General features: G+C 67.4%; 31 protein-coding genes, 1 tRNA gene and 1 pseudogene. 14 read left to right on the top strand and 19 right to left on the bottom strand.

All coding sequences use genetic code 11. The features are described from left to right. The first annotated feature begins 81 nt into the window (after window positions 1-81). The 4 genes from IEX13_RS02205 to IEX13_RS02190 are packed head-to-tail and all read left to right on the top strand — an operon-like array spanning window position 82 to window position 3,721. Entirely contained in the window at window positions 82-1,824 is a 1,743-nt protein-coding gene (locus IEX13_RS02205; RefSeq protein WP_188660748.1) for a glutamine--tRNA ligase/YqeY domain fusion protein, read from the top strand. After that, window positions 1,821-2,375: a nucleoside deaminase gene (locus tag IEX13_RS02200; RefSeq protein WP_188660745.1), complete on the top strand. Its 555-nt coding sequence runs from the start codon at window positions 1,821-1,823 to the stop codon at window positions 2,373-2,375. Before IEX13_RS02205 ends, IEX13_RS02200 begins: the two co-directional genes overlap by 4 nt. Continuing rightward, the gene (gene rlmM, locus IEX13_RS02195) at window positions 2,365-3,411 is read left to right on the top strand and encodes a 23S rRNA (cytidine(2498)-2'-O)-methyltransferase RlmM (RefSeq protein ID WP_229668421.1); all 1,047 of its coding nucleotides are present in this window, start codon (window positions 2,365-2,367) and stop codon (window positions 3,409-3,411) included. Before IEX13_RS02200 ends, rlmM begins: the two co-directional genes overlap by 11 nt. Beyond that, entirely contained in the window at window positions 3,401-3,721 is a 321-nt protein-coding gene (locus IEX13_RS02190; protein ID WP_188660739.1) for an EF-hand domain-containing protein, read from the top strand. The genes rlmM and IEX13_RS02190 overlap by 11 nt, the downstream gene beginning before the upstream one ends. Here the strand turns inward: IEX13_RS02190 and IEX13_RS02185 are convergent. The 9 genes from IEX13_RS02185 to rsmD form a co-directional block, all read right to left on the bottom strand. Further along, entirely contained in the window at window positions 3,718-4,113 is a 396-nt protein-coding gene (locus IEX13_RS02185; RefSeq protein ID WP_188660736.1) for an MAPEG family protein, read from the bottom strand. The two genes, IEX13_RS02190 and IEX13_RS02185, sit on opposite strands and share 4 nt — an antisense overlap. 10 nt (window positions 4,114-4,123) lie before the next feature. Continuing rightward, a complete protein-coding gene (locus IEX13_RS02180; protein WP_229668420.1) occupies window positions 4,124-5,530 on the bottom strand; it encodes an alkaline phosphatase PhoX in 1,407 nt (468 codons plus the stop codon). Between the two features lie 61 nt (window positions 5,531-5,591). Then, window positions 5,592-6,008, bottom strand: a complete 417-nt coding sequence (locus IEX13_RS02175; protein ID WP_188660733.1) for a DUF4920 domain-containing protein — start codon at window positions 6,006-6,008, stop codon at window positions 5,592-5,594. A 10-nt stretch (window positions 6,009-6,018) separates the two neighbouring features. After that, a complete protein-coding gene (locus tag IEX13_RS02170; protein WP_188660730.1) occupies window positions 6,019-6,909 on the bottom strand; it encodes an MBL fold metallo-hydrolase in 891 nt (296 codons plus the stop codon). Window positions 6,910-6,918: 9 nt separating this feature from the next. Then, window positions 6,919-8,622, bottom strand: a complete 1,704-nt coding sequence (gene ggt / locus IEX13_RS02165; protein ID WP_188660727.1) for a gamma-glutamyltransferase — start codon at window positions 8,620-8,622, stop codon at window positions 6,919-6,921. Further along, a complete protein-coding gene (locus tag IEX13_RS02160) occupies window positions 8,619-8,879 on the bottom strand; it encodes a YfhL family 4Fe-4S dicluster ferredoxin (RefSeq protein WP_188660724.1) in 261 nt (86 codons plus the stop codon). The genes ggt and IEX13_RS02160 overlap by 4 nt, the downstream gene beginning before the upstream one ends. A 67-nt stretch (window positions 8,880-8,946) precedes the next feature. After that, window positions 8,947-9,450, bottom strand: coding sequence for a hypothetical protein (locus IEX13_RS02155; RefSeq protein ID WP_188660721.1), 504 nt, complete (start codon window positions 9,448-9,450; stop codon window positions 8,947-8,949). Window positions 9,451-9,477: 27 nt separating this feature from the next. Next, window positions 9,478-9,978, bottom strand: coding sequence for a pantetheine-phosphate adenylyltransferase (gene coaD / locus IEX13_RS02150; RefSeq protein WP_188660718.1), 501 nt, complete (start codon window positions 9,976-9,978; stop codon window positions 9,478-9,480). A gap of 42 nt (window positions 9,979-10,020) precedes the next feature. Continuing rightward, the gene (gene rsmD / locus IEX13_RS02145) at window positions 10,021-10,593 is read right to left on the bottom strand and encodes a 16S rRNA (guanine(966)-N(2))-methyltransferase RsmD (RefSeq protein WP_188660715.1); all 573 of its coding nucleotides are present in this window, start codon (window positions 10,591-10,593) and stop codon (window positions 10,021-10,023) included. A gap of 258 nt (window positions 10,594-10,851) precedes the next feature. Here rsmD and ftsY point away from each other — a divergent pair. The 4 genes and pseudogenes from ftsY to IEX13_RS02125 form a co-directional block, all read left to right on the top strand. Then, window positions 10,852-11,736: pseudogene (gene ftsY / locus IEX13_RS02140) on the top strand (signal recognition particle-docking protein FtsY); the annotation flags it as partial. Further along, window positions 11,737-12,882 (top strand): AsmA family protein, encoded by a 1,146-nt coding sequence (locus tag IEX13_RS02135; RefSeq protein ID WP_188660712.1) that lies wholly within the window; start codon window positions 11,737-11,739, stop codon window positions 12,880-12,882. Continuing rightward, window positions 12,879-13,919, top strand: coding sequence for an A/G-specific adenine glycosylase (gene mutY, locus IEX13_RS02130; RefSeq protein WP_188660709.1), 1,041 nt, complete (start codon window positions 12,879-12,881; stop codon window positions 13,917-13,919). The genes IEX13_RS02135 and mutY overlap by 4 nt, the downstream gene beginning before the upstream one ends. Continuing rightward, window positions 13,916-14,188 (top strand): oxidative damage protection protein, encoded by a 273-nt coding sequence (locus IEX13_RS02125; RefSeq protein WP_188660707.1) that lies wholly within the window; start codon window positions 13,916-13,918, stop codon window positions 14,186-14,188. The genes mutY and IEX13_RS02125 overlap by 4 nt, the downstream gene beginning before the upstream one ends. A gap of 9 nt (window positions 14,189-14,197) precedes the next feature. Here IEX13_RS02125 and IEX13_RS02120 read toward each other — a convergent pair whose 3' ends face one another. After that, window positions 14,198-14,632: a DUF6491 family protein gene (locus IEX13_RS02120; protein WP_188660703.1), complete on the bottom strand. Its 435-nt coding sequence runs from the start codon at window positions 14,630-14,632 to the stop codon at window positions 14,198-14,200. A 201-nt stretch (window positions 14,633-14,833) separates the two neighbouring features. On the opposite strand from IEX13_RS02120, the gene IEX13_RS02115 reads away from it, so the two are divergent. The 3 genes from IEX13_RS02115 to IEX13_RS02105 all read left to right on the top strand — a co-directional run bounded on the left by IEX13_RS02115 (window position 14,834) and on the right by IEX13_RS02105 (window position 16,191). After that, window positions 14,834-14,909 (top strand) — tRNA-Phe (locus IEX13_RS02115). 268 nt (window positions 14,910-15,177) lie between these two features. Beyond that, window positions 15,178-15,642, top strand: coding sequence for a hypothetical protein (locus IEX13_RS02110; RefSeq protein WP_188660700.1), 465 nt, complete (start codon window positions 15,178-15,180; stop codon window positions 15,640-15,642). Between the two features lie 3 nt (window positions 15,643-15,645). Beyond that, a complete protein-coding gene (locus tag IEX13_RS02105; RefSeq protein ID WP_188660697.1) occupies window positions 15,646-16,191 on the top strand; it encodes a hypothetical protein in 546 nt (181 codons plus the stop codon). A gap of 59 nt (window positions 16,192-16,250) precedes the next feature. Here the strand turns inward: IEX13_RS02105 and IEX13_RS02100 are convergent, their stop codons facing one another. From IEX13_RS02100 to IEX13_RS02065, 8 genes are all read right to left on the bottom strand, one after another. Beyond that, entirely contained in the window at window positions 16,251-16,430 is a 180-nt protein-coding gene (locus IEX13_RS02100; RefSeq protein ID WP_188660694.1) for a hypothetical protein, read from the bottom strand. Continuing rightward, window positions 16,430-16,852, bottom strand: a complete 423-nt coding sequence (locus IEX13_RS02095) for a DUF5681 domain-containing protein (RefSeq protein WP_188660691.1) — start codon at window positions 16,850-16,852, stop codon at window positions 16,430-16,432. Before IEX13_RS02095 ends, IEX13_RS02100 begins: the two co-directional genes overlap by 1 nt. Continuing rightward, window positions 16,842-17,531 (bottom strand): hypothetical protein, encoded by a 690-nt coding sequence (locus IEX13_RS02090; RefSeq protein ID WP_188660688.1) that lies wholly within the window; start codon window positions 17,529-17,531, stop codon window positions 16,842-16,844. The genes IEX13_RS02095 and IEX13_RS02090 overlap by 11 nt, the downstream gene beginning before the upstream one ends. 125 nt (window positions 17,532-17,656) lie before the next feature. Further along, window positions 17,657-18,334, bottom strand: a complete 678-nt coding sequence (locus IEX13_RS02085) for a metal-sensitive transcriptional regulator (protein ID WP_188660685.1) — start codon at window positions 18,332-18,334, stop codon at window positions 17,657-17,659. A 147-nt stretch (window positions 18,335-18,481) separates the two neighbouring features. Continuing rightward, window positions 18,482-19,717: a helicase RepA family protein gene (locus tag IEX13_RS02080; RefSeq protein WP_188660682.1), complete on the bottom strand. Its 1,236-nt coding sequence runs from the start codon at window positions 19,715-19,717 to the stop codon at window positions 18,482-18,484. Beyond that, the gene (locus IEX13_RS02075; protein ID WP_188660679.1) at window positions 19,707-19,943 is read right to left on the bottom strand and encodes a hypothetical protein; all 237 of its coding nucleotides are present in this window, start codon (window positions 19,941-19,943) and stop codon (window positions 19,707-19,709) included. Before IEX13_RS02075 ends, IEX13_RS02080 begins: the two co-directional genes overlap by 11 nt. A 3-nt stretch (window positions 19,944-19,946) precedes the next feature. Beyond that, on the bottom strand, window positions 19,947-20,156 hold the full coding sequence (locus IEX13_RS02070) for a helix-turn-helix domain-containing protein (RefSeq protein WP_188660676.1): 210 nt from the start codon (window positions 20,154-20,156) through the stop codon (window positions 19,947-19,949). A gap of 476 nt (window positions 20,157-20,632) precedes the next feature. Continuing rightward, window positions 20,633-21,943, bottom strand: a complete 1,311-nt coding sequence (locus IEX13_RS02065) for a tyrosine-type recombinase/integrase (RefSeq protein WP_188660673.1) — start codon at window positions 21,941-21,943, stop codon at window positions 20,633-20,635. Window positions 21,944-22,316: 373 nt separating this feature from the next. Between IEX13_RS02065 and IEX13_RS02060 the strand changes: the two genes are divergently transcribed. The 3 genes from IEX13_RS02060 (at window position 22,317) to IEX13_RS02050 (ending at window position 23,837) form a co-directional block, all read left to right on the top strand. Continuing rightward, on the top strand, window positions 22,317-22,835 hold the full coding sequence (locus tag IEX13_RS02060) for a DUF1993 domain-containing protein (RefSeq protein WP_188660670.1): 519 nt from the start codon (window positions 22,317-22,319) through the stop codon (window positions 22,833-22,835). A gap of 14 nt (window positions 22,836-22,849) precedes the next feature. Continuing rightward, window positions 22,850-23,206 carry a hypothetical protein gene (locus IEX13_RS02055; protein WP_188660667.1) on the top strand — a complete coding sequence of 119 codons (357 nt, stop codon included), beginning with the start codon at window positions 22,850-22,852 and terminating at the stop codon, window positions 23,204-23,206. A 73-nt stretch (window positions 23,207-23,279) separates the two neighbouring features. Continuing rightward, complete coding sequence (locus tag IEX13_RS02050) at window positions 23,280-23,837, top strand: lipocalin family protein (RefSeq protein ID WP_188660664.1); 558 nt, start codon at window positions 23,280-23,282, stop codon at window positions 23,835-23,837. Window positions 23,838-23,906: 69 nt separating this feature from the next. Here IEX13_RS02050 and IEX13_RS02045 read toward each other — a convergent pair whose 3' ends face one another. After that, on the bottom strand, window positions 23,907-26,417 hold the full coding sequence (locus IEX13_RS02045) for a S8 family peptidase (protein ID WP_188660662.1): 2,511 nt from the start codon (window positions 26,415-26,417) through the stop codon (window positions 23,907-23,909). Between the last annotated feature and the right edge of the window lie 152 nt (window positions 26,418-26,569).

Raw genomic sequence — 26,569 nt, 5'->3', positions numbered from 1 at the left:
GGCCGGGCCCGGGCGCAGTAAAGGCCGCGGGATGCGGCCAAGCCGTTAGACTAGACGCCTTTCCACGCTGTTTGCGGACGCATGACCCCGACCCCCGACCCCACCGACGCCGCCACGGCGCCGGAAAAGAACGACTTCATCCGCCAGATCGTCCGCGAGGACCTGGCCAGCGGCAAGCACGCGGCCGTGCGCACGCGCTTCCCGCCCGAGCCCAATGGCTACCTGCACATCGGCCACGCCAAGTCGATCTGCCTGAACTTCGGCATCGGCCGCGAGTTCGGCGGCCTGGTGAACCTGCGCTTCGACGACACCAACCCGGCCAAGGAAGACCCTGAATACGTCGAGGCGATCAAGGAAGACGTGCATTGGCTGGGCTTTGAATGGGCCGAGCTGCGCCACGCGTCGGACTATTTCGAGGTCTTCTACCGCGGCGCGGTCAAACTGGTCGAACAGGGCCTGGCCTATGTCTGCGACCTCAGCGCCGAGCAGGTGCGCGAATACCGCGGCACGCTCACCGAACCGGGCCGCAACTCGCCCTTCCGCGACCGCAGCGTCGAAGAAAACCTCGATCTGTTCCGGCGCATGCGCGCGGGCGAGTTCGCCGACGGCAGCCGCACGCTGCGCGCGAAGATCGACATGGCCAGCGGCAACATCAACCTGCGCGACCCGGCCATCTACCGCATCAAGAAGGTGGCGCACCAGAACACCGGCGACGCCTGGCCGATCTACCCGATGTACGACTACGCGCACTGCCTGTCCGATGCGCTCGAAGGCATCACGCATTCGCTGTGCACCCTGGAGTTCGAGGACCACCGGCCGCTGTACGACTGGTTCGTGGACAAGGTGGACCTGGCCGGCGACCCGCCGCTTTACCAGCCGCTGGTGGATGCCGGCTTCGCCGTGCCCGCGGCCAAGCCCCGCCAGATCGAGTTCTCGCGCCTGAACATCAACTACACGGTGATGAGCAAGCGCAAGCTGCTGGCGCTGGTCCAGGAAGGCCTGGTGGCCGGCTGGGACGACCCGCGCATGCCCACCCTGCAGGGCCTGCGCCGCCGCGGCACGCCGGCGGCGGCGCTGCGCCTGTTCTCCGACCGCGTCGGCATCAGCAAGCAGAACTCGCTGATCGACTATTCAGTGCTCGAAGGCTGCATCCGCGAAGTGATGGACGCGGCGGCGCCGCGTCGCCTGGCCGTGATCAACCCGGTGAAGCTGGTGCTGGGCAACTTGCCCGAAGGCCACGCCGAAACCCTGCGCTTCCCCAACCACCCGAAGGACACGTCCTTCGGCGACCGCGAGGTGCCGTTCTCGCGCGAACTGTGGATCGAGCGCGAAGACTTCATGGAAGTTCCGCCCAAGGGTTTCCACCGCCTGGTGCCCGGCGGCGAAGTGCGCCTGCGCGGCGTCGGCATCGTGCGCTGCGAGGAAGTGATCAAGTCGGGCGATGAAGTCACCGAACTGCGCTGCACGCTCGACCCGCTGACCCGCACCGGCATGGAAGGCGCCGACCGCAAGGTCAAGGGCACGATCCACTGGGTCAGCGCCGCGCACGCGGTGCCGGCCGAGGTGCGCCTGTACGACCGCCTGTTCAACGTACCCGACCCGGACCGCGACGAAGACGGCAAGACCTATCGCGACCACCTCAACCCCGAATCGGTGAAGGTGGTGCAGGCCTACGTCGAACCCTCGGCGGCACGGCTGCCGGCCGAGGCCGGCGTGCAGTTCGAACGCCTGGGCTTCTTCACCGCCGACCGCCGCGACCATGCGCCGGGCCGGCCGGTGTTCAACCGCACCGTCACCCTGCGCGACACCTGGGCGAAAAAATGATCTACGCCCAGCTTCACCTCACCCTGCCGGCCTGGGTCCACGAAGAAGTGGACGCCCAGCGCGCCTATCCCTCGGCGCAGGACAAGGTGGCGCTGGCGATCCAGCTTTCGCGCCGCAACGTCGACCACCGCAGCGGTGGCCCGTTCGGCGCGGCGGTGTTCAGCGGCGACCGCCTGGTCGGCGTCGGCGTGAACCGCGTGGTTCCGCACAACTGCTCGGCGGCCCATGCCGAAATCATGGCGCTGGCGACCAGCCAGCAGCGCATGCAGAGCTTCCGGCTCAACCAGGCCGGCGGGCCGATCACCCTGGCCACCTCGGCCCAGCCGTGTTCGATGTGTTACGGCGCCGTGGTCTGGGCCGGCATCGACGAACTGCTGGTCGGCGCGCGCGCCGACGACGTGCAGGACCTGGCCGGCTTCGACGAAGGTCCGCTGCCTGCGGACTGGCGCGGCGAGCTGGAAAAACGCGGCATCCGCGTCAGCACCGACCTGCTGCGCGACCATGCCCGCGACATCTTGCGTGATTACGGGGAGTCCGGACTTGTCTACTGATGGCCTGCTGGCCTACTGCCGCCCCGGTTTCGAGCCCGAACTGGCGGCCGAACTGGGCGAACGTGCTGCGCTCGCCGGCTTCCCCGGTTACGCCAAGGCCGAACGCAACACCGGCTTCGTGCAGTTCCTGGGCGTCGAGGACGGCGCCGCGCTGGCCTCGGCCCTGCCCTGGTCGACGCTGATCTTCGCGCGCCAGAAGCTGCGCCTGCTGGCCGACCTGCCCGGCCTGGATCCCAAGGACCGCGTCGGCCCGATCATGGAAGCCCTGGGTGGCCGCGGCCGCCACGGCGACCTCTGGGTCGAACACACCGATTCCGAAGAAGGGCGCCAGCTTTCCGGGCTGGCGCGCGCGCTGGGCAATGCCCTGCGCCCGGCGCTGCGGCAGCGCGGCCTGATCACCGAAAAGGAAGACCCGCGGCTGCCCCGCCTGCACGTGCTGATGCTGGCCGGCAACCATGCCCTGCTGGCCAGCGCCGATCCGAAGGACGCCTCGCCCTGGCCGCTGGGCGTGCCGCGCCTGCGCGCGCATGCCGATGCGCCCAGCCGGTCCTCGCTCAAGCTCGAGGAGGCGCTGATGTGCCTGCTCACCGACAAGGAACGCGACGCCTTCCTGCAGCCGGGCATGAACGCCGCCGACCTCGGCGCCGCGCCCGGCGGCTGGAGCTGGGTGCTTGCGCGCCGGCACATCCGCGTCGCCGCGATCGACAACGGGCCGATGGCCGACAGCGCCATGGACACCGGCATCATCGAACACATCCGCGCCGACGGCTTCCGCTGGCAGCCGCCCAAGCCGCTGGACTGGATGGTCTGCGACATGGTCGAGTCGCCGGCGAAGGTGGCCGACCGCATGGGCACCTGGTTCCGCGAAGGCTGGTGCAAGCGCTCGATCTTCAACCTCAAGCTGCCGATGAAGAAGCGCTGGGATGAAACCCGCGACTGCCTGCAGCACTTCGTCGACAAGGCCGGCCGGCCGCTGACCGTCCGCGCCAAGCAGCTCTACCACGACCGCGAGGAAATCACGGTCTATGCGGGCTAGCCTGCTGGCGCTGCTGTTGCTGGCCGCGCCCGCGTTCGGGCAGGCGGACGACTATTTCGATCGCGTCGATCTCGACGGCGACGGCCGGGTTTCGCTCGACGAGTTCCTCGAACGCATGGGCTTTGCCTTCCGGCAGATGGACGTGGACGGCAACGGCGTGCTCGAGCCGCACGAACAGCACGTGCCCGACGCCCCGCGCATCACCCTCGAACAGCACGAAGCCCGTTTTGGCGCCCAGTTCCGTCGCCAGGACGCCGACGGCGACGGCTACCTGAGCCGCCAGGAACTGCTGGCGCCGCCGCGCCGTTAGAACTCGGAATAGCCGGCGGCGAATCCGACGATCGCCATCACGCACATCGCGACCATCAGCAGCAGCGTAAGCAGCGTGCCCCAGAAGCGGCCGGCGCTGCGGCCCTCGCTGACCGCCAGGCCCCAGGCGTGCAACAGCCGGGAAACCACCAGCGTGGCGCCGAAGGTGTGCACCAGCCAGTCGGGGTAGCCGTTCAATTCCATGCCGCCGAGCAGGATAAGCGCCAGCGGCACGTATTCGACCGCATTGGAGTGCGCGCGCACGCGCCGGTTGAGTTCACCGTGCCCGCCATCGCCCAGGCCCACTTTCAGGCGACCGCGGGCAAGCATGACGCGGATGGCCAGGCCCAGGATGAAAAGGGTGCACAAGGCGGCGTAAAGCAGGGTGATCATGGGTCGCTCCTCAGATCAGGCCGGGCCTCCAGGGGCCGGTGATGGCGACCGTGAAGCCGGGCTCGTAGACATTGGCGAACAGCCAGCGGCCATCCGGGGAAAAACAGGCGCCCGCCCATTCCTCTTCCCGGAAGTCTCCGCTGAAGCCCCGGTGGCCGTCCAGCACCACGTTGTTGCGGCAGAACTCGAACAGGCCGCCGGCGCGGTCCAGGCCGTACAGGCGCTGCACCGGCTGGACGGAGTCCTCGCAGATCACCAGGCCGCCGCGCGGGCTGGCGACGATGTTGTCCGGGTAGTCCAGCACCTCGCGCGAGGGCGATTCGAACACCAGCTCCAGCAGGCCTTCGGCTGGACGGTAGGCCCACATCTGGCCGCAGCCGGCGTCGCCGCCGCTGGTGGAGATGAAAAAGACCCGGCCCTGTTCGACGATGACGCCCTCGAGCCGGATGAAGGCGGTGCCGCCGTTGGCCAGGCCCTGGCGCACCAGGCCGCCCGGGCCGCCGTCGCTGTCGGTTCCGCGCGTGGGTTCGTCGATGTCGACCCAGCGAACCTTCATGACGTCGCCGACGCGGCAGCCGGTGCGCAGGTCCGGCGCCCCTTCGGCGCGCAGCATCTGCAGGCGGCCACCGCGGTGCAGTTCACCGGGCGTGCGCGGAATGAAGCGGTAGAAGCCGGCGTGCGGCTTGTGGTCCTCGGTCAGGTAAACAATGCCGTCCCGCGGATCCACCGCGGCGGCTTCGTGTTTCATCTGGCCCATGGCCAGCAGCGGCTCGGCGTTGGACAGGCCCTTGCCCGGCACTTCGAATATGAAGCCGTGGCTGCGCTTCATCTCATGCACGGCGCCATCGCCCATGCGCACCTTTTGCCCGGCCTGGACCACGACTTCTTCGCAGGACAGCCAGCTGCCCCAGGGCGTGACGCCGCCGGCGCAGTTCACCTGCGTGCCCGAAAGCGAAGGCAGCGCGTCGACGAATTCGCCGCGCGCGGTGTCGAAGCGCAGGGTGACGGTGCCGCCGCGGACGTCGGGATTGTAGGTGGCCGAGGCCGGCGCGAAGCTGCCGCCGGGCTCCTTCGTCAGTTCGTGGTTGCGCACCAGGGTGACGATGTCGCCTTCGGCCCCGACCACGCCCATGCCGTCGTGCTTGCCCGGGCAGGCCTGGCCGGGCGCGATTTCCTCGCCGGCCCAGCCGAAGCTGGTGTATTCGAAACCCGCCGGCAGTCGCAGCAAGGGCAGTCCGGTGGCGCGGTCGCGAACCGGCGCCAGCGGGCCGTAGCCGGGCGAGACGCCCAGGCCACTGCCGGCCTTGGCCAGCAGTTTGCCCACCGGTCCCAGGCCAAGGGCCGCGACGCCAAGGCCCAGGCTTGACTGCAGCATGCGTCGCCGCGAGAAACGCGGCGTTTGATCGTGGCTGTTCAATTCGATTCCCGCGGGTGGATCCCGGATTCAGACCCAGCATGCTGCGGGCCCCGCATGACAATTAGGCGTCGGGCAGGCTGATGGCGGTGGCGATGATGCGCAGCTCCTGCTTCGCCGGCGCCCTGGCGCCGTCGTCCTCGACCAGGTGGCGGGCGTGTTCGTCACTGATCGGTTCGACCTGCAGCACGCCGTAGGCCACGGCCGGGCCGCTGGCGTCCCTGGGCACTTCGAAGCCGTGGTCCTTGGCCATGACGCGGGCGCTGTGACCGTCCTGTTCCATCACCACCCAGCAGCCCTTCTTCTGGCAGACCTCGGTAATCCGGCCGGTGAACTTGCCCGGCTTGCCCTGGTAGGCCTGCGGATCGGCGGCGGCTTCGGCAATGGCGGTCGCTTCGCCCTCGGGCATGGGTTCGCCGTAGTCGGCGGCCAGAGCGACGGGGGACAGGCACAGCAGCAGCGGCAACAGCAGTCGGTTCATCGGAGGATCCTCAGGCAGCGAGCGAACGGGCATGGAGGGCGGACACCTCGTGGGTGGTGCCGAACTTGCCCTTTTCGTCCCGGGTGACCTGCGCCAGCGCACAGCCGGGATCGTGGGTGAAATACAGGTGCACGTTGCGTTCAAGCTTGTCTTCCAGGAACGCACGCTTTTCGTCGATAAGCATTTCCGGGAAACGGTCGTAGCCCATCGTGATGGGCACGTGCACCCAGGGCCGGCCAGGCACCAGGTCGGCGCAGAACACCAGGCCACCGTGCGGCCTGCCGTCGCCGCCTTCTTGGCCGCACAGTTCGGCCAGCATCAGGCCCGGCGTGTGGCCCTGGCTGAAGTGGAAACGCACGGCGTCGCCCAGGGCCTTGCAGCGCTCGCCTTCGACCAGTTCGAGCCGGCCGCTGGCTTCAAGCAGGTCCATCAGTTCGGGGATGAAGCTGGCGCGGTCGCGCGGGTGCGGGTTGCGTGCGCGCCGCCAGTGTTCGGCGCCGACCACGAAGGTGGCCCCGGGAAACAGCAGGCGCGCCGGCTTGCCCTCCTCCCACGCCGCCAGCAGCCCGCCGGCGTGGTCGAAGTGCAGGTGGCTGAGCACCACCACGTCCACGTCTTCGTGGGAAAAGCCGGCTTCGGCAAGGGAGTCGAGCAGCACGTGCCGGTCCTCGACCACGCCGTAACGATCGCGCAGCTTGGGTTCGAAGAAAGCGCCGATGCCGGCTTCGAACAGCACCGTCTTGCCGTTGACCGGCGTCGCCAGCAGCGCCCGGCAGGCCAGCTCGATGCGGTTGAGGTCGTCGGGCGGCGACCACTTCTTCCACATCGCCCGAGGCGCGTTGCCGAACATGGCGCCGCCGTCCAGGCGCTGCGAGTTGCCAAGGATGGACCAGAGTTTCATGCCTGCCTCCTAGCGGTAGACCGAGGCTTCGGTGGACGTGCCCTTGCCCACGCCCTTCCAGCGCGGGTCGGTGCCGGTCTCGACGCCGCCGTCGTGATGGTTCCACAGCACCACCTGCATGTTGCCCCAGGTGCGTTCGCCGGCTTGCACGTCGTGGCCCATGGCTTCGAGCGCGGCGATTTGCTCCGGCGTGAAGGCATCGGCCTCCGCCTGAACGACGTCGGGCAGGTACTGGTGGTGGAAACGCGGGGCCGCGGCGGTGGCCTGGGCGCCTTCGCCCTGCATCAGCTCGACCAGGCCCAGCAGCACCATGGTGATGATGCGGCTGCCACCCGGCGTGCCCAGCACGGCGGTGCGCTCGGGGCCGACCAGGAAGCTGGGGGTCATCGAGGACAGCGGGCGCTTGCCCGGCGCGATGGCGTTGGCGTCGTCGCCGACCAGGCCGAAGGCGTTGGGCACGCCCGGCTTCACCGAAAAATCGTCCATCTCGTTGTTGAGCAGGAAGCCGGTGCCCGGCACCATCAGCGCGCTGCCGTAGGGCAGGTTCACGGTCTGGGTGACGGCGACCAGGTTGCCTTCGGTGTCGATGATCGAGAAGTGGCTGGTGTCCGGGCGCAGCGGCGCGGCGTCGACGCCCGGCAGCAGGTCGCTGGGCGTGGCCCGGGCCGGGTGGATGGAAGCGCGCAGGCCGGCGGCGTAGGCGTCGGAAACCAGCATGTCCACCGGCGCCTGCACGAAGTCCGGGTCGCCCAGGTACAGCGCGCGATCGCGGTAGGCGCGGCGCATGGCTTCGATGAAGAGATGGCTGCGTTCGGCCTTGCCCAGGCGCGGGTAGTCGTAGCCTTCCAGCACCTTGAGCATGGTGGCCAGCGCCACGCCACCCGACGACGGCGGCGGCGCGGTGACGATGTCGAAACCACGGTGCCGGATGCGCAGGGGCTCGCGTTCGACCACCGTGTATTGGGCCAGGTCCTGTTCGGTCCAGATGCCGCCGGCCTCGCGCACGCCGCGCGCCAGGCGGCGGGCGAAGTCGCCCTTGTAGAAACCGTCGGCGCCCTGGGCGGCCAGGATTTCAAGCGTGCGTGCGTATTCCTTGTTGCGCATCAGCGTGCCTTCGGCCGGCACCTCGCCGCCCCGCAGGAACAGCTTCGCGGCCGCGGGACTGCGCCTGAGCACGTCGCGGCGGTAGCCCAGGAACGCCGCGTTCTTCGGCCCGAAGCGCCAGCCCTCGTGGGCCAGGCGGATGGCCGGCGCCAGCGACTGCGACAGCGGCAGGCGGCCATACTTCTTCGCCAGGTGGTCCAGGCCCGCGGGCAGGCCGGGAATGCCTGCCGCCAGCGCGCCATTGACCGACAGCTCGCGGTTGGCCTTGCCGTCGGCGTCCAGGAACATGTCGCGGCTGGCCGCCAGCGGCGCGCGTTCGCGGGCGTCGATGAACACCTCGCGGTCTTCGCCGGCGACCCGCAGCAGCATGAAAGCGCCCCCGCCCAGGCCCGAACTTTCCGGTTCCACCAGGCCCAGGGTCGCGCTGACCGCGATCGCCGCGTCGAAGGCGTTGCCGCCCTTGGCCAGCACTTCCATGCCGGCGTCGGTGGCGTAGGCGTTGGCGCTGGCGATGCCGGCTTGCGCGGGATCCGCCGGCGACCGCGCGGGATCGTCGGCCAGGGTCAGCGGCGAAAGCGCCAGCAGGACGGGCAGCAGGAAACGAATCATGCGGCGGACTTTCCTTTGGTGAGGGCGTGGTACTTGCCCAGAAGCTGCTCCCGGGTTTCGGGATGCCCGGGGTCGAGGTCGATGCACTCGACCGGGCAGACGACCACGCACTGTGGTTCGTCGAAGTGGCCCACGCATTCGGTGCACAGGGCCGGGTTGATCTCGTAGATCACCTCGCCCTGCGAGATCGCCGTGTTCGGGCAGGCCGGCGCACAGACGTCGCAGTTGATGCAGATATCGCTGATGAGCAGGGACATGGGGGTCGTCCCGTCAAATGCCCGGGGCCCGCCGGCAAGCGGCGGGCCCGCATGGGCAAGACGAGGCTTATTTGGCCTCGACGAACACGTACTTGGCGCCGGCGACCTCGACCGCGGCCTTCACCCGGTCGCTGTCCTCGGGCTTGCCGATGAACAGCACCTGCGAACCCGCCAGGGCGCTCGGGTCGGCGTCGGTGAAGGACATCACCACCAGGTCGGCCATCTTGGCGCTGTCGGGCGAACCGAAGGCCAGCATGTTGCCCGGCAGCACGGTGCGCTGCACGACCATGGTGACGTTCTCGAGCTGGCGGTCGAACATGGTCTTGCCGTCCTGGTCGCCCTCGGCCGGCGTGTCGCTGCCCACCGGCAGGTAGTAGGAGAACACGCGGTCGGTCACGCCTTCCTGGTTGCGGCCGATCACCTGGCCCAGGTAGGCCTTCCACTCGGCGTCGTCGGTGCTGGCCGGGGCGGTGAGTTCAACCGGCGCGGCGGCGGCTTCCTCTTCCTTCTTGCAGCCCGACAGCACCAGGGCGGAAAGCAGCATGGCGACGGGAATCAGAGCACGGGTCATGGCGATACCTCTTGTGTGGATTGTGTACTACTGCGACTGCTTCCACCGGGCGGCCAGGGCGGTCGCGACGGCCGGGTGCACGAACCCGGAAACGTCACCGCCGAGACGCGCGACCTCGCGCACCAGGCTGGAAGAAATGAAGCTGTGTTGTTCGGCCGGGGTCAGGAACAGGGTCTCGACGTCCGGGATCAGGTGGCGGTTCATGCTGGCCATCTGGAATTCGTATTCGAAGTCCGACACCGCACGCAGGCCGCGCAGCAGCACGCCGGCGCCGATCTCGTGCACGAAATGGGCCAGCAGGGAATGGAAACCGACGACTTCGACGTTGTCGTGGCCGGCCAGGGCGATTCGGGCCAGGTCGACCCGCTGGGCCAGCGGCAGCGCGGGGCTCTTGCCCGGACTTTCGGCGATGCCCACCACCACCTTGTCGAACAGCGGGGCCGCGCGGGCGACCAGGTCGATGTGTCCGTTGGTGATGGGATCGAACGTGCCGGGATAGACCGCGACGCGGGTTCGGGCCTGGCTCATGCCGATCAGTCGCCCTGCGGGTGTGGATACGCCTGAAGTGTATCAGTCTCCGACGCGATGGAGCGCGAAGTGCACGTCGCGGGTATGGCCCTCACGATGCAGGGTCCAGCCCGATGGCAGCGAAGGCGTCACGTTGCGCGGGCATTCGACGTAGATCAGCGCCCCCGGTGCCAGCCAGGGGGCCAGGGCCGCGGCGGCCGGTTCCCACAGCCCGGCCGCGAACGGCGGGTCCAGGAACACCAGGTCGAAACCCGGGCCCGGACTGCGCGCCAGCCAGGCCAGGGCGTCTTCGGCCAGCACCTTCACCTGCTCCACCTTCAGGCGCGTGGCCTGTTCGCGCAGCGACCGGGCCAGGTCGGGGTCGCGTTCGACCAGCACCACCTCGCCGGCCCCGCGCGATGCCGCCTCGAAACCCAGCGCCCCGGTGCCGGCGAACAGGTCCAGGACACGGGCGCCGTGCAGGTAGGGCTGCAGCCAGTTGAACAGGGTCTCGCGCACCCGCTCGGCGCTGGGCCGCAGGCCGGGGCGGTCGGGCACCGGCAGCTTCGAACCGCGCAGCTGGCCGGCAATGATGCGCACGCTGCCCGGGGGGCCATTCTTGGGGCGCTGGTTCATCGGGGAGGCAGGGGGCCGGGTGGTAACATTCCGGCCATTGTCCGCGAAAGCAGCGCGATGTTCGATTTCCTGAAGAAAAAGTCCGAAAAGACCCCCGAACCGGCCAGGCCAGCCACCAAGCCGGCCGCGCCGGCGCGCGGCGGTTTCAGCCCCGACGACCTGGCCCGCGCCTTCACGGTGCACCAGGAAGAAAAGGCCGCGCGCCTGGAAGCCGAGCGCGCCGAGGGGCGCGAGGCCATGAAGGGCGTGCTGGGCGGCAGCCTGCTGGCGCGCAGCCTGGGCGGCCTGTTCCAGCGCAACCCGCAGCTGGACGAAGACCTGCTCGACGAAATCGAAACGGCGCTGATCACCGCCGACATGGGCGTGCCCGCCACCACCGAAGTGGTGAACCGCCTGCGCAAGCGCATGAAGGACCGCGATTTCGCCGACGTGCCGGCCCTGTTCCGCGCCCTGCGCAACGACCTGCTGGCGATGCTGCGGCCGGTGGCCAAGCCGCTGGAAATCGACCCGGCCGCCAAACCCTTCGTCATCCTTACCGTCGGCGTCAACGGCGTCGGCAAGACCACCACGATCGGCAAGCTGGCGCGCCGCTTCCAGCTGGACGGCCACTCGCTGATGCTCGCCGCCGGCGACACCTTCCGCGCCGCCGCGGTCGAACAGCTCAAGATCTGGGGCGAACGCAACGACGTGCCGGTGATCGCCCAGGGCCAGGACGCCGACCCGGCCTCGGTGGCCTTCGACGGCCTGCAGGCGGCGAAGTCCCGGGGCATCGACGTGCTGATCGCCGACACCGCTGGCCGCCTGCACACCCAGCAGGGCCTGATGGCCGAACTGGGCAAGATCCGCCGCGTGCTGGCCAAGCTCGACGATCGCGCGCCGCACGAAGTGCTGATGGTCATCGACGGCACCACCGGCCAGAACGCCCTGAACCAGCTGCGCCAGTTCCACGCCGCGGTGAAGGTGACCGGCCTGGTGGTGACCAAGCTCGACGGCACCGCCAAGGGTGGCGTGGTGTTCGCGCTGGCCCGCGAATTCGGCCTGCCGATCCGTTTCATCGGCCTGGGGGAAAAACCCGAGGACCTGCGCGTCTTCGACCCCGAAGGTTTCGTCGACGCGCTGCTGCCGGCCCCGCCCGCCGCCTGAATGGCCGACGCCCCGCGCAAGCGCCGCTGGCCCTTGTACCTCGCCGTCGTGCTGGCCTTGCTGGCGATGGCCGGCCTGTGGGTCAACCACCAGCTGGAGCCGCACCGCCTTGCGCGCACCGTGCTGGACGCGCTGGGGGAATCGCAGGGCCTGGAGATCGACTTTCAAGGCGAGCCCAGCTACGTGCTGCGCCCCGAGCCGCGCCTCGTTCTGCCCAATGTCGTCGCACGCCAGCCCGGCGCCGCCGCGCCGCTGCTTACGGCCAAACGCGTCGAAGTCTCCCTGCCCTGGGACACCGTCTGGGGCGGCGACGACAAGGTGGTGATCACCCGCATTCAACTCGACCAGCCGGCGCTCGACCTCGCCGCGCTGTCGGACTGGCGCGCATCGCGCCCCCAGGCGCCGTTTGAACTGCCGACGCTGACGCAGGGCGTACTGGTCACCAGCGGCCGCGTGGTGGGCGGCGACTGGCGTATCCACGCACTGGACCTGTCGTTCGACGAGCTGCGGCCCGACCAGCCGCTGGACGTGAAAGCGAAGGGGCGCTTCGAGCGCGACGCGTTGTCCATCCACTTCGAAGGTGACGTGTCGCTGCTGCGTGCCGCGCTGGCTTCGCCTTTCATGTTTCGTGCCACGGGGCGCCTGCAGCAGGCCGAGCTGGATTCACCTTGGACGCTGGTATTCGCAGGCGACTTCGACGCCACCGGCGATTACACCCGGCTGGAATTCGCCAACCTGAGCTTTGAAAGCGAATCCCCGGTGCCGACCCTGCAGGCCGACGGCAGTGCAAGCTTCGGCGAAACCGTGCAGTTCAAGCTGGAGGGCACGATGCCCGATTGGCCCGCGGACTGGCCGGTCCTGCCCGAACCACGGGCCGCCGTGGCGCTGCCCGTCGACTTCGACGTGGCCTACGCCGGTGCCGCCGATCTTTCCGACCCCGTGTCGCTGAAGCTGGCGCGCGGCGAAACCCGGCTCGACGCTACGCTGGTGGTCGCGGACGCGCAAGCCTGGCTGGCGAACGAAGAACGCACGCCGCTGCCGCCCATGCTCGGCCGCTTCACCGCGCCTTCGCTGGAAATCGAAGGTTTCACCCTGGAAAACGTCCAGGCCGACATCGTCGAACCGGCCCCGGCCAGCGAAGAATGAGCGGCTTCGCGCAGCACCTGCTGGCCTGGTTCGACCGCGACGGCCGCCACGACCTGCCCTGGCAGCATCCGCGTTCGCCCTACCGGGTGTGGCTGTCGGAAATCATGCTGCAGCAGACCCAGGTGCAGACGGTCATTCCGTACTTCACCCGCTTCCTCGACGCCCTGCCCACCCTGCCCGACCTGGCCGCCGCCGACACCGACCGGGTGATGGCGCTGTGGGCCGGCCTGGGTTATTACGCCCGCGCCCGCAACCTGCACCGCGCGGCGCAGGTATGCGTGCAGGAACACGGCGGCGAGCTGCCCGCGGATTTCCAGGCCCTGTCCGCCCTGCCCGGCATCGGCCGCAGCACCGCCGGCGCCATCCTGGCGCAGGCGCATGGCCAGCGGATCGCCATCCTCGACGGCAACGTCAAGCGCACCCTGGCGCGTTACCACGGCGTCGAAGGCTGGCCGGGCAGTTCACCGGTGGAAAAGAAACTCTGGCAGATCGCCGAATCGCACCTGCCGGAAAGCCGCATGGCCGACTACACCCAGGCGATCATGGATTTCGGCGCCACGCTGTGCACGCGCCACGACCCGGCCTGCGTGCTGTGCCCGCTGCAGCACGATTGTGTCGCGCGGCGCGAAGGCCGCGTCGAACAACTGCCGGAATCAAAACCCGGAAAGCCGCTGCCCGAACGCCGCACGCTGATGCTGTGGGTGGAGGATTCGCAGGGGCGCGTGCTGCTGACGCGGCGGCCGCCCAAGGGCGTGTGGGCCGGCCTGTGGTCGCTGCCCGAAACCCAAGGCCATGACCAAGCCCGCGACTGGCTGGCCACGAACGTCGGCGCCGACTTCGACGCCGGCGAGGACCTGCCGGTATTCGAACACGTCTTCAGCCATTACCGGCTGCACATCGGGCCGCGCCGCTGGCGCCTGGCCGACGCGGAGTCGCGCAAGGGGGATAATGCCGACCTGCGCTGGCAGCCCCGGCAGCAACTTCACGAACTGGGCCTGCCGGCACCCGTCAAGAAACTGTTGGGAAACCCGCCATGAGCCGCACCGTGTTCTGCCAAAAGACCCAGACTGAAACCGAAGGCCTGGGCTTCGTGCCCTGGCCCGGCCCGCTGGGAAAGCGCGTCTTCGACAACATCGGCCGCGAGGCCTGGCAGCAGTGGCTGGCGCACCAGACCATGCTGATCAACGAAAACCGGCTCTCGCCCCTGGACCCGAAACACCGGGCCTTCCTGGAAACGGAAATGGAAAAGTTCTTCTTCGGCGATGGCGCCGAGAAGCCCGCCGGCTACGTGCCGCCGGCGGACTGAGGCAGCCGCTTAGCTGCGGATGCCGGCCTCGCGTTCGGCCTGCTTCCAGGCCTTTACGTCGATCTCGCGGATACCTTCGATCCGGCAACGCAGGCCATGGTCGCCGACCACGTAGCCGTTGCTGGTGTTGATGGTGTCGTAAAGCGCTTCGATGCCGACCGAAATCTCGCGCTTGAGGCCATTGCAGGCCGCGCTTTCGCGCAGGTCGAGCAGCCAGGCCTTGTGCGGGGTTTCCCACACCAGGACGTGCTGGGCGCCGACGACTTCGTAGCCGTGCATCGGGCGAAGGAACTTCACCGTGTCCCTGGCTTCGCCGGCATTGGCCTGCAGCAGCTCCAGGCGCTTGGCGTCCTTGGCGGGGTTGTCGGAGCCGGCCGCGACCGGCAGCGCCAGTCCGAAGGCCAGAGCGGTGGTGAGGGAGATCAGGGCAATACGGGCTTTCATGGTGCTTCTCCTTGTGCACAGGCTGTGCTGAGCCTTGGAACCACCCTACTCCCGGCCGGGTGCAGCGCACAGTGATCGCCGGACAGGCGTTCAGATTCCATTTACACGTGTTTTAGTTCAGCCCGGGCCAATCCGGCTTGCCTCGTGCTCCGCCGCTCGGCTAGAATCGCCAGCTCGCCCGGCCCCGCCGGTGCGACGGATGGCCGGGTAGCTCAGTTGGTAGAGCAGGGGATTGAAAATCCCCGTGTCGGGGGTTCGATTCCCTCCCCGGCCACCATCCTATAAGCCACGCCCCGCATGGGTTTCAGCCCTGCGGGGCGTTTCGCTTTCTGGGGATGAACTGCCTTCGGGGTAGCACCGGGGTAGCAGTCGTTGGCTGGTATCAAACGCTGAGCCCGATCCCTCCGCCCGTCCAGAAAAGCCAGTCTATTGGGCGAAAATGAGCAGACACACACGTTGGTCGGTGCACACCACGTGGCAATCGAGCCGAGGCTTGGGGCGCCTGCTAGAGTCGAACGCCGAGCGGGCCGCGAACGGGGACGAGGATGGCACCCAGCAATCGAGAAGTGTTCGACATTGTGGCAACGCAGGTATTCGCGCAGCTACTTGCCCAGTTTCCGATGCCTTGCGATATAGACGCCGATAGCTTCGCTGGTCCCATCATTCAGAATGGGGGAGACATCGCGACTGCGGATCACGGTCGCATCCATCGGTGCGCTAGAACAACTATTACTTTTCTCCAGGGCGCAGGACTGCTGGAGGTCGGCAGAGTCGATAATTCGCTCATCAGAAACAGTTCAAAATTTCTTGATGTCCGCTTGACGATGGAAAGCCTGACCCTGCTCCGGGCGATTCCTGCCAGTTTGAGCGAGTCACTTGGCGAACAGCTAAGCAGCGCGGCGAAGCAAGGCGCAAGTTCGGCAGCGACCAGCGTGGTTCAATCAGTCTTTGAACGCGCAATAGAAATGGGAATCCGGACTACATTTAATGCCTTTTCAAACGGGGGATGACTCGTGGCCATAGCTTGCGAAATTGACTGGGCAGCCTTGGGCACGTGGGCGGCAGTCGTAATTGCTCTTGGGCTTGCGCTTAGGGACAAGGTTGAAGCGCGTGCGCGACGAAAAGCGGAGGCGGCAATACTCGCCGTGCTAATCGAGCCTGAGTTGCAACTCATGGCTGTGAGAATTGAAAAAATCAAGGAAGCTGTTGGCTTAGACGATGAAGCTAGAGAATGGTTAGAGGCAAATCTAGCCAACAGTCGCGCAGCACGGAGATCTCTCGGATCACTTGGCGAGAGGCTTGAAACTCCGACACTAAATCGAAGCGTAGATCGCCTGTTTGCACTTCCATCGGACTTCTCAAATTCAATTGCACAAGCTATCACTGCAATTGAATGCTTGAGAGACGACCTGTTGACCATACGTGACGAAGAAAGCGACGAGGTTGCGGGAGCGCATTACGGCGAATACGTGCCGATGGTGCTTGAGCATATCGACAATGCGGAAAGGTTCACGAAATCTGCGCTAGAAAGCTGTGACCGACTTATCCCAGTGAATTAAGCAGGGCAAAGGCGCGATCTGAAACCGCAGCCCCTACTGAGTAGCCGGGCCTTCAACGTCTAGCCAAACCGCTTAATCACTACCACCATCCCCGCCCGCAACTCCGCCGGCGTCTCCTCGTAGTACCTCGCCACCACCTCGGCCTCCTGTCCTTCGAGAGCCGTCAACACCACCATCTTCGGATTGGGGGGATTCTTCGCCTCCAGCGCCCCGAGGCGGCGTGATTTCCAGCCAGCCATCAGTCACTCCTCAGGAACATGGCACGACGCTCCAGCGCGTCCAGGCGCTTCTCGAAGTCCACTGTCTCCTTGATCCGGGCCACCGACGCCAGCGCCGCGAGCATCTGCCCGGCGTCAGCCACCGGGATCATGCCGGCCGCCATCTCACGGACCACAGTCTCGGCCTGATCGGCCAGATCGCCGTCGGGGAGCGGCACCGCCAGCGCCGGAGCCTGAGACTTCAGTTTGGGCCACAGCCGATCCATCAGGATCGACGCCGCCTGCGTGTCGCCCGCCTTTGCCGATTCGACCAGTTTGGCGACTACTTCCCGCGCCTCGGTTGCCGTCACCAGCGAATCACGCAGCACCGACAGCCGGTTGCGCGACCCTTTGGGCCGGCCAGCCGGGTTGCCAGACTTTCCCGGGACGAACTTACCGCCCACGGTTCGTGCCTCCCTTGCGTCGGCCGGCGTGCATCAGCAGTTCAAGCTGCACCATCGGATCGACAAGCACCTCGGCATGGTCATCCAGGAAGTCACTCAGCTTGCCGCCGGACTTGCCGTTGAGTTCATCAAACAGTTTCCCAAGCGCGGATCGGCATCGGGTGTATTCCTGTTCGCCCAACTGCCGCTTGAGCATCGCCTCGCACTCGCCGGCCTTGAGTTGGAACGTCACGTCGTCCATTTCGCCGGGCGATCGCGTCGCCGCCGCCATCACCGACTCCAGCAGCGCCTTGCCTGCCGGGGCCGGCATACCGGCGTGCCAGAGCAAGGACTGCAACGCTTGTCCGTGGCTGAGACTCTGCTCGTTCGGCTCCCCGAGAAAGCCTGCCGGGAGCCGGTACTCGCTGGGCGAATGCGCCCGCTCATCGAGAGCGGCGGCCAGTTCGGCATTGTTCGGCTCGCGTCCCTCGGCGCGCCATGCCGGCGTCGGTAGGTCCGTGGGCAGGGCCGGTGCCCACTCCGGCCAGTGGGGGTCTGCCTGGACTTGCTCCGGAGTTCTGGTGCCGCGAAAATCGGGGGCATGATGCACAGCGGTCTCGCCGCTTTGGGGTCCCACTCCCCCTTGTGTGGCAGAAGGCGCGAGGCCCGGGTGGAGGGTCGAATCATTGAGGTCAGACATGACGATTCCTTTGGTTGATTGCCTGCATTTCTGGAACGATCACCGCTAGCGCCAGGGCTGCGAATCCCTTGACATAACGCCCGTTACGCGTAGCCGGCGCTTTCAGCGTCCCGCCAGCGAAACACTCACGCCGCTTCCGGCGGCGTCGGCGGCTCGCCCCGAAGCGCCAGCCAATCCTTCGCTTGCTGGTCAGCCCTCTCGACCAAGCCGACCTCGCGCCGCAGCGTCCAGAGCATCGAGCCAACAAAGCCGCCAACACGTCCATCCGTGGCCAGCGCCAGCAAGCGCGGTATCTCACCGCCGAGGCTCGTGAACTGCGGCGGGATGCGGTGACTACCCACGTTGCCCACCGGCACCTCTTTCACAGGCAAGGCTTGCCACGCCTCGCGCGCCGCTTGCTCCGCCGCCAGCAGGGCCGCACCGAACACCTTGGACGCCGCCTCAAGCTGCACCAGCGCCTCCCTACGGGCATTGAGCGCCTTCTCTGCCGCCTGCCATTGCTGGGCGAGGTCGGCGGCCTCAGTGGCCGCCTGAGCAGCCTGGATGCGGCTCTCGACCTCCGCCTTCGCCCGCTCCAGGCGCGACAGGCGCTTTTCCTTTGCTACCAGATCCGCCTCGACTACCTCGGGCGATCCGTTGGCGATCGCCTCCAGCAGCCGCCGGCCGAAATCGAGACTCGCCGCGCTCACTTCAGCTTTTGCGGCCGAGATTTCTGCATGAATCTCCGCTAGCGCCTTCTCAGCCTCGGCAACACCGCTTCGGGAGCGGCCCGTCACTTTCTTGAGCATCTCAACAACAGACATCGGTCTCTCTCCTCTGGTTCTGAAAAAAACAGTTGTCCGGAACGTCCGTCCGTCCGATGCCTATAGGCATTTCGGACATTTCGGACACGGACCATTCCGGCAAATCGGAAGCAATTCGGACGCTTTCCGGACATCGAATCGGCAGGCTCATCCATCCCCCAATGGCCGGACGTAGCCGTGATCCAGGTGAATACGGCCTGCCCTGGCCAGCGACTCCCGAACCTCTGGGAACCGACGACGGTCCAAGCCCTCGTCAGCGCAGGCATCGCGCCAGTCGGCCACGGTCACGCGCGCGCCTTCGGGGTCGTGCCCGCTGGCCGTCAGCCGTTCGCGCTGGCGGCTCAGCAGGTCGCGCAGGGTCTGGAGCGCCGTGGTCTGGTGTTTGCCCCTGCCCGCTTTGCCTCGTGATGCTGGCGGCTCGTAAGTGACCGGGTGCAGGACCGCGGATCGGATCGGCTCGCCCTCGGCGTCAGCGCCCAATTCGACTGAAGCCAGCTTGAAGGCCATTGGCGGCGGCGATTCGTGGTCTTTGACCTTGGTGGCCTCTACGCGGATGACGCCGGACTCGTCACGCTGGAAGCGGTATTCGAAGTCCAGCGCGCCTTTGAGGGCCATCGCCCCGCGCGCGCGCGTTTTGTCCCCGTGGCCACTGTGATGGACCAACAGCACGCAGCAGCCGAGGGACTGGCGAATTTCATCGCAGCCCCGGATGAAGTCGGTCATGTCGGCCGTGCTGTTCTCGTCACCGGGGCCGAAGTTGCGGGCCACCGTGTCCACGATGACCAGGACCGGCGGTCGGCCGAGCAGTTGCTTGACCTCACCAGCAGCCGCCATCAGGGATTCGACGGCAGGCCAGTCCGTCAACGCCGTCGCACCCGGCGAAAGGTAAATCTCGGCCTTCTCCAGCGATACGCCTGCCACTATCTCCCAGGCGCGGAACCGACGGGCAAGGCCATTGCGACCTTCGCCAGCGATGAACAGCACCGGACCCTCCGTGACACGATGGCCGTGCCAGTCGCGGCCGGTGGCCACGGCAGCAGCCAGGTCCACCGCGCCGAAGCTCTTTCCGCTCCCCGGGTCGCCAAAGAACATGGCTAGCGCATCGCGCTCCAGCACGCCGCGCACGAGCCAAGCTGGCGGGCTGTTCTCAGCCATTGCGCCCGAGATATGGGTAAAGCGAAACCGCGACAGGTTCCCCGGGGTCGCATTGCGCTGTTTCGCCTCCAGGCTCACATCGAAACCTGCCGCGCGCGCTTCCTTGGTGGCGTCGAGCAGCAGGCGGCCACTCGTGTCACCCATAACCTGCGCGCTGTCATCGGGATGCGGGTAGCCACCCGAAATGAGCCGAAGCCCGTTGGACGCTTGGAAGGTCTCAGCTCTCAAGGGAGTTCTCGTAGGCATCCCGCACGGTTTCAAGGCCATCAATGGCAACTCGAAGCGCACGGATGGCACGAGCGAGCCGGGCGCGATCGCAGCGAGTAGCAAGAAGCTCGCGCTCGATCGCATCGATCCGACTCCGGGAAAATCCCGCCAGCATCTCGATCACAGAGATGGCGTCCCATGTGGAGAGGACTCGCGGAAATTCGCCTCCACCCTTGGGCGCGCTCATGGATCAGGCCGCCTTCGGTTCGACGCGGCCGGCGGCCCAGTAATCGTCTAGATCGGCCACGGAGTACAGGACGCGGCGCCCCAACTTGGCATAGGCCGGACCTACGCCCCGCTGTCGCCAGTCTTGCAGGGTTCGCTCACTGCGGACACCAAGGTAGGCGGCGGCTTCGCGCTCACTGAGTCGGCGGGAAATTGCAACGGTTTCCTGGCTCATGCTGGCTGCTCTCTGGAGTCGCTGTGCGCGACGGCAGGGCCAGTCTTGGACAGGGCGCTTCCTGAACCGGGGTAATTAATTCCCCGGCCTATTGCGAATCCTTACTCGCGGACCCGGGAGCGCAGGACCATCGTCGCGCCGGACCAGACCTCGTTCACGACATCGCTTGAGGTAGGCGGTCCTGTCGCGCAACCGCCTTGCGATATCCCCCTCGCCAATGAATTCGTCTTTACCAGCCTTAAAAATCCTCTCTATCGACCCAAGGCTCAAACGGATTCCATCAAACTTCCACAACTCTTCGCGTGCGATCTTGTACGCAGATGCGGCGGGTTGCTTGCGTAGGCGTCCACCAACCTCGGCCCGGTCACGGAGCGCGACATTCACGCCACGTCGATCAAAGATCGCCTTCACAACCCGAAAGACGACCGCGCGATCCCGCTCCTTGTTGTCCGCTTTCGGACGGCCCCGCTTCGCCATTACGCTCTACTCGCCCGAAATTGGACCACGCCGCCCGCGCCGCCAAAGACTGCGCGCTCCAACCGCTCCATCGGTCCACGCAGCCGCTCAACGTCATCGGCCAGATAGCCGGCGGTCACGTCACCCCTCTCGCTGTGCGCGGCGATACGCTTGAGCGCGTAGGCGCTAACGTCCATCGCCTCCAGCATGGTCAGCACGGTTCGGCGTAGGTCATGCGGCGACCACACGAAAGGCTTGCCGGCGGAGTCCTTTAGCCGCGCCACGAATCGAGCCGAGAGCCGGCCTAGCGGAATGTCCGGCATCGCGCCGGGGAACACGAATTCAGAATCGGCGCCTCGGGGGTCGGCCCGGCGCTGGTGGAGCATGGCCATCATTCCAGGGCCGAGGGGAAGGGAATGATCCCGCTTGCCCTTCATGCGTGCGGCCGGAACGGTCAGGATCGCGGCGTCCAGATCCACCTCGCCCCATCGCAGCCCGGCCGCTGCGCTGATTCGCAATCCCGTCGCCAGGATCAGCTTGACCAGATCGCGCTGGGTTCCCGAAAGGTCCGGCGGCAGATCATCCGGAGTTGCCTCCAGGGCGACCACGAACTCGGTCAGCGGCTTTCCCAGCAAGGCACGCTTGCGGCGCGCCACGTTGCCCCAACTCTTGTCCGCCGTGATCTTGCGGGCCACGTCGGGCAAATCCATGTCCCGCTCTGCCCGCAAGTAGTTCATCACGGCACGCAATGCCCGCACGGCACCGTCGGCGCGGCTGGGGCTGGCAGTGATGCGCTTGCGGTCGCGGGCGTGGGCGACCCGGGCCGATGCCCGCGCCCCCGTGGTCATGCGAAGCCGATGACGCTCTCGCACTCGCTCCGGGGTCAGGTCAGCCAGTGGGCGGTCCAGGTAGTCCCCGAACGTGGTCCGAATGTCCCGCTCGTAGGTTGTCCGGGTCGCCGGCCGCAGCGAGTCGCGGTTTTCCAGATAGATGGCCAACCCTTGCGCCAGCGTCAGGCTCTCGCGCTTTGCCGCCGCCTTGCGGGCGCGCTTCTCGGCGGAGGGGTCGCGGCCATCAATCAGCTTGGCGATGGCCTTGATCGCTTCCTTGCGGGCCTTCTCGACGCTCAGATCGTCAGCCGACCCCAGCAGCAGGCGCCGCATGGGGCCACCAGGAATCCGCTTGAACAGATACCAGCTAGCCGACGTGGCACTCACCCGCAGGCGTAGCGCCTTGAGTTCCGCGTCCTGGAACTCCACGCGCTCGCCCGGCTTGGCAGCAGCGCGCAGGGTGCGAACACGGGCCTCGGTGAACGGTACAGACTTGACCACGGCGACTCCTTAGGAGCGACCGGGGTAGCACCGGGGTAGCACCCGGGTAGCAAAATGGACCGCAGTTGACCGCCGCTCACCGCAGATAATGCGCCCTGATAGGCTCATTTATCAAGGGGTAGCAGTAAATCCCCGTATCCCACCGCACACCAATTGGAAGGATTGAAAATCCCCGTGTCGGGGGTTCGATTCCCTCCCCGGCCACCATCTTTTACCAAGAACGCACGTCAAACCGCACCCTGTGCGGTTTTTCTTTTTCCGGTGCCCACGTACCGCGCTGGACGTTCGGTCCAGTCTTTCCCGATTCCGGTACTGGCAGCATGCGCGCTGTGGCGCGATGCTTCGTTCCACCTCCCCTGCCGGAACCCACGCCATGCCCCATTCATCGCTGACGCTGCCCGCGTTCCTGATTCCCGCCATCGACCGGGTCCTGGCCAATCTTTCCCACGTGCTCGCCAAGGGCGAAGCGTTCGCGAAGGAGACGGGCATGGATCCGGCGCAGCTGGTCCAGGCGCGGCTCGCTCCGGACATGATGACCCTGGCCGGCCAGGTCCAGCGCGCCAGCGATACCGCCAAGGCCGCGGCGGCCCGTCTCGCGGGAACCGACGCCCCGTCCTTCACCGACGACGAGCAGGATTTCGACCAGCTGCAGGACCGGATCCGCCGCACCCGGGACTTCATCGCGTCGGTGGACCTCGCGAAGATGGAAGGCTGCGAAGGGCGGATCATCAGTTTCAAGGCCGGGCCCTACCCGCTGACGTTCACGGGCACCAGCTATGCCCAGGACTTCGTCCTGCCCAACCTGCACTTCCATGCCACCACGGCCTACGGAATCCTGCGGCACAATGGCGTACCGGTCGGCAAGCTCGATTACTTGGGCCCGATCAACTGACGCAGGAACGCCTGATGGCCCGGAAGACCCCCGGCAACCCGATCCCCGCCGACCGCCTCGGCGAGCCGCACGCGCAGCTGCGCGACGCCGCCGGCAAGCTGCTGGGCGGCGTCGTGTTCAAGGACGGGCAGTGGGTGCTGGGCCTGGACGGGCGCATGGTGGGCGAATCGGCCAGCGCCGCGCACGTGCTGGCCATCCTCAAGCGCGCCGCGGCGATCGCCCGCGCCGAAGGCCGGGACGTGTCGCTGGTGTTCTCGGCCACCCTGCGCGCTGCGGCGCACCAGGAAGCCGCCGACAACGGCATGGGCTTCGACGCCTTCCAGGAACACCTGGCCGCGCAAATGAACAAGGCCGAACCACAAAAGGGCTGATCTGCGGCTGATTCACGATGGGTGTACTTGCACGGGCGTCCACTGGTCGGCGTCATCCCGCAAGGAGCGCACCATGATCCGCACCGCCCTGTTCACTGCCCTCGCCTGCGCCGCCGGCCTTGCTTCCGGCCCCGCCAACGCCCGCGACCTGCAGCCCGTGCGCGATCTCGACCTGCAGCGTTATGCCGGCGTCTGGCACGAAATCGCCCGCCTTCCCAACCGTTTCGAAGACCACTGCGTGGGCGACATCACGGCCACCTACACCCTGCGCGACGAAGGCAGCATCCGCGTCGTCAATGCCTGCCGCAAGGAAAACGGCGAAATCATGTCGTCCGACGGCGAAGCCCGCCTGGCCGGCGACCACCCCGCGAAGCTGGAAGTCCGCTTCGCGCCGAAGTGGCTGTCCTTCCTGCCCTTCGTCTGGGCCGACTACTGGGTCATCGCGCTGGACGCGGACTACCAGTGGGCGCTGGTCGGCGAACCCGACCGGAAGTACTTCTGGATCCTGTCGCGCCAGCCGCAGCTGGACAAAAAGACCTTCGAAGGCCTCAAGGCCCGCGCCCGCGGCCTTGGCTACGACCTGGGCGAGCTGGTGGTGGTGAACCCGCCGGCCGGCACGGCCCGGGACTGATGCAAAAAAGAACGGGCGGCCCGGTTGCCGGGCCGCCCGAATCAGAAAGCCAAGGATCCAGGGGGAGAATCAGTCCTCGGCGGTCTGGAACTGGGTAAGGAAGCGACCCGCCGCCACCGCGTAGGCGGCGCGGGTGACCGACTGCTTCGGATCGAAGTACGCCACCACCTTCGGCTGCAGGTCGAACGGACCCTGCTCGATGCCGAAGCGGGCATTGAGCACGCCGGTGTCGAGCGCCAGCTGCACGTAACCGCGCAGGTCGGCGGGAACCTGACCGGCGTCCTTCACCGGCACGCGCTGGCCGTTGAAGAAGGCGGTCAGTTCACCGCTGAAGGCGCGGGCGTCGGCCTGCAGGCCCTGGGCCTGCACCAGCGCATAAGCCAGGTCGGCGCGGCTGACGGTGCCGCTGGGCTTGAAGTCGCCGTTGACCAGGCGCATCACGCCGTCCTGGTTCCAGCCCAGGTCACGCAGCGGCGCGCCCTTGGCGACGGCGGCCTCGGCGTAGGCGTAGGCCGGCGACGCCACCGACAGGTCGTCGAAGCTGGCGCTGCCGTCGAGCGGCAGCGACTGCCGGATGCTCGCACCCATGCCCAGGTACTGGGCCAGTTCGCTGCGGCGCAGCGCGTGGTCGGGGCGGAACTTGCGGTCCGAATAACCATCGACCAGGCGGTTGGCGACGGCGAATTCGATCGCCTGGCGGGCCGGGTGGGCGCCGACGTCGTCCATGCCGGTGAAGCCGGCGCTCTTGAGGAAGCTGATTTCGCCGGCGACGGTACCCGGGGCGGCGTAACCATTCGTGGCGCCGGCGGGGTCAAGCGCCACGCCCGACACCGAACCGATGCCGCGCACGGTCACCGTCCAGGTGCCCGGCTTGCCCGGCGCACCGGTCACCGCCGTGTCGCCCAGCACCGGCAGCGTGATCGAGGAACCGTAGCGCACGCCGTCGGGATCGGTCAGCACCACCGCGATGGTGTTGGCGTCGACCTGGGCGCGGGCCGCGACCCAGGCCACGTCGGCGCCCACTTCGAAGGACTTGCTTTCGACCTCGCCGACCGGCGAGAAGAAGATTTCGAACGGCATCGGGTCGCCGCCCGGCGCCAGCAGCGCGTTGGCGTTGAACTCGCGCAGCAGGTTCACGGTGCGGCCGTAGTCGTCGCGCAGGCCCTGCGACATCGCCACCGCGGCGTAGGCGTTGAGGTGGCCGGCGCCGGCTTCCCAGGGCAGGCGGCCGGTCATGTTGGTGGCCGTTTCTTCCAGGATCGCCTTCACCTGGGCCGGGGTCAGGTCCGGGTTGGCTTCAAGCATCAGCGCGATCACGCCCGACACGTGCGGGGTGGCCATCGAAGTGCCGCTCATGTGGCTGTAGAACGGCAGGTGCTCGGGCGCCAGGTTGGCCGCGTCCTGCTCGGCCGCCAGCGGTCCCAGTGCGCCGGTCAGCGCCCGCGTCGAAATGATGTCGACGCCGGTCGCGACGATGGTCGGCTCGTTGAAGTAGGTCCACTCCTTGCCGTCGGGCATGGTGAAGGTGCCCGACTCGCCGCGCTTGCCGCGCGAGGAGAAGGACGTCAGCACGCCGTCCTTCTCGCCCGCGCCGACCGACACCACCCACGGCGCCTGCGCGTAGGGGTTGTGGGTGTCCTCGCCCGGGCCGTCGTTGCCGGCCGCGAAGACGCTGACGATGCCGCGCTTGTAGAGCTCGTAGGTGGAGACGTTGACCGGGTTGAGCGGGTCGAACTTGCCCGAACTGCCCCAGGAATTGCTGGTCACGCGCACCGGCGCGTCGAAGCTGAACTGGTGCGTCGCGGCGTAATCGAGGCCGCCGACGGCGTCCAGGATCAGCAGCACGCCACCCGAGCCGTAGCCGATCATGTCGGCGCCCGGCGCGACGCCGCGGTACAGGCCGTTGGAACGCTCGCCGGTGCCGCCGATGGTGCCGGCGCAGTGGGTGCCGTGGCCGGACCCCAGGTCGGTGTTGGGCTGGCCTTCGATGTAGGTCATCGGAACGATGCCCGGCGCGGCGATGGCGGCCAGTTCGGCCAGGATGTTCTGCGGCGCCAGCACGTTCTCGACCACGTTCTCACCCAGCTTGATGTCTTCATGGGTGGCGTCGATGCCCGAGTCGTTCACCATCACGGTGACGCCGCGGCCGCTGTAGGGAATGGCCTTGCCGAAGTCGTTCGGGTTCTGCACGACCCGGGCGGCGCCGGAAATCTCGCGCTGCTCCTTGTTGAAGAAGCGCAGCGGGGCGTTGTAGTAGATCGAAACCACGTCGTCGCGCTGGCGCAGCGCGGCGATCTCGGCCGGGGTGGCCAGGGCGCCGGCGATCGGGAGCGTGTGCATGGTCACGCCCTTCTCGATGCCGATGGCCTTCAGGGCCTGGACCTGGGCGGCGGTGACCGGGCCGGACTGTTCATAGGTCACCACGACCTGCAGTTCGTCGGTGGGCAGCGCGCCGGCCAGCTTCTGCACCAGCTGCGGGTCGAGGTGGGCTTCGGCCAGGGCCACGCCGCTGGCCAGCAGGCCGATGGCGAGGGCGGAAACGCGGATCTTGCGGTTCTTGCGGGACGGGCGGGAAGACATGGCGGTTCTCCGGGAAGGGGTGCGTCCAAGCCGGACGCGGCAAGGTGGGCACAGCCTCCGCCCGGCCCGGCCGCCGGCAAATCCGGAAGACCCCCCAGCCGGCCTGGGGGAAATCACCTAGAGACAGGCGGCCCTTTTGGTTCTAGGCTCGA

Origin of the sequence: Arenimonas soli, assembly GCF_014643775.1 — a bacterium.
GTDB classification, from domain to species: domain Bacteria; phylum Pseudomonadota; class Gammaproteobacteria; order Xanthomonadales; family Xanthomonadaceae; genus Arenimonas; species Arenimonas soli.
Note: the sequence above shows the minus strand (reverse complement) of the source record. Positions and strands in the feature narration are given on the sequence as shown.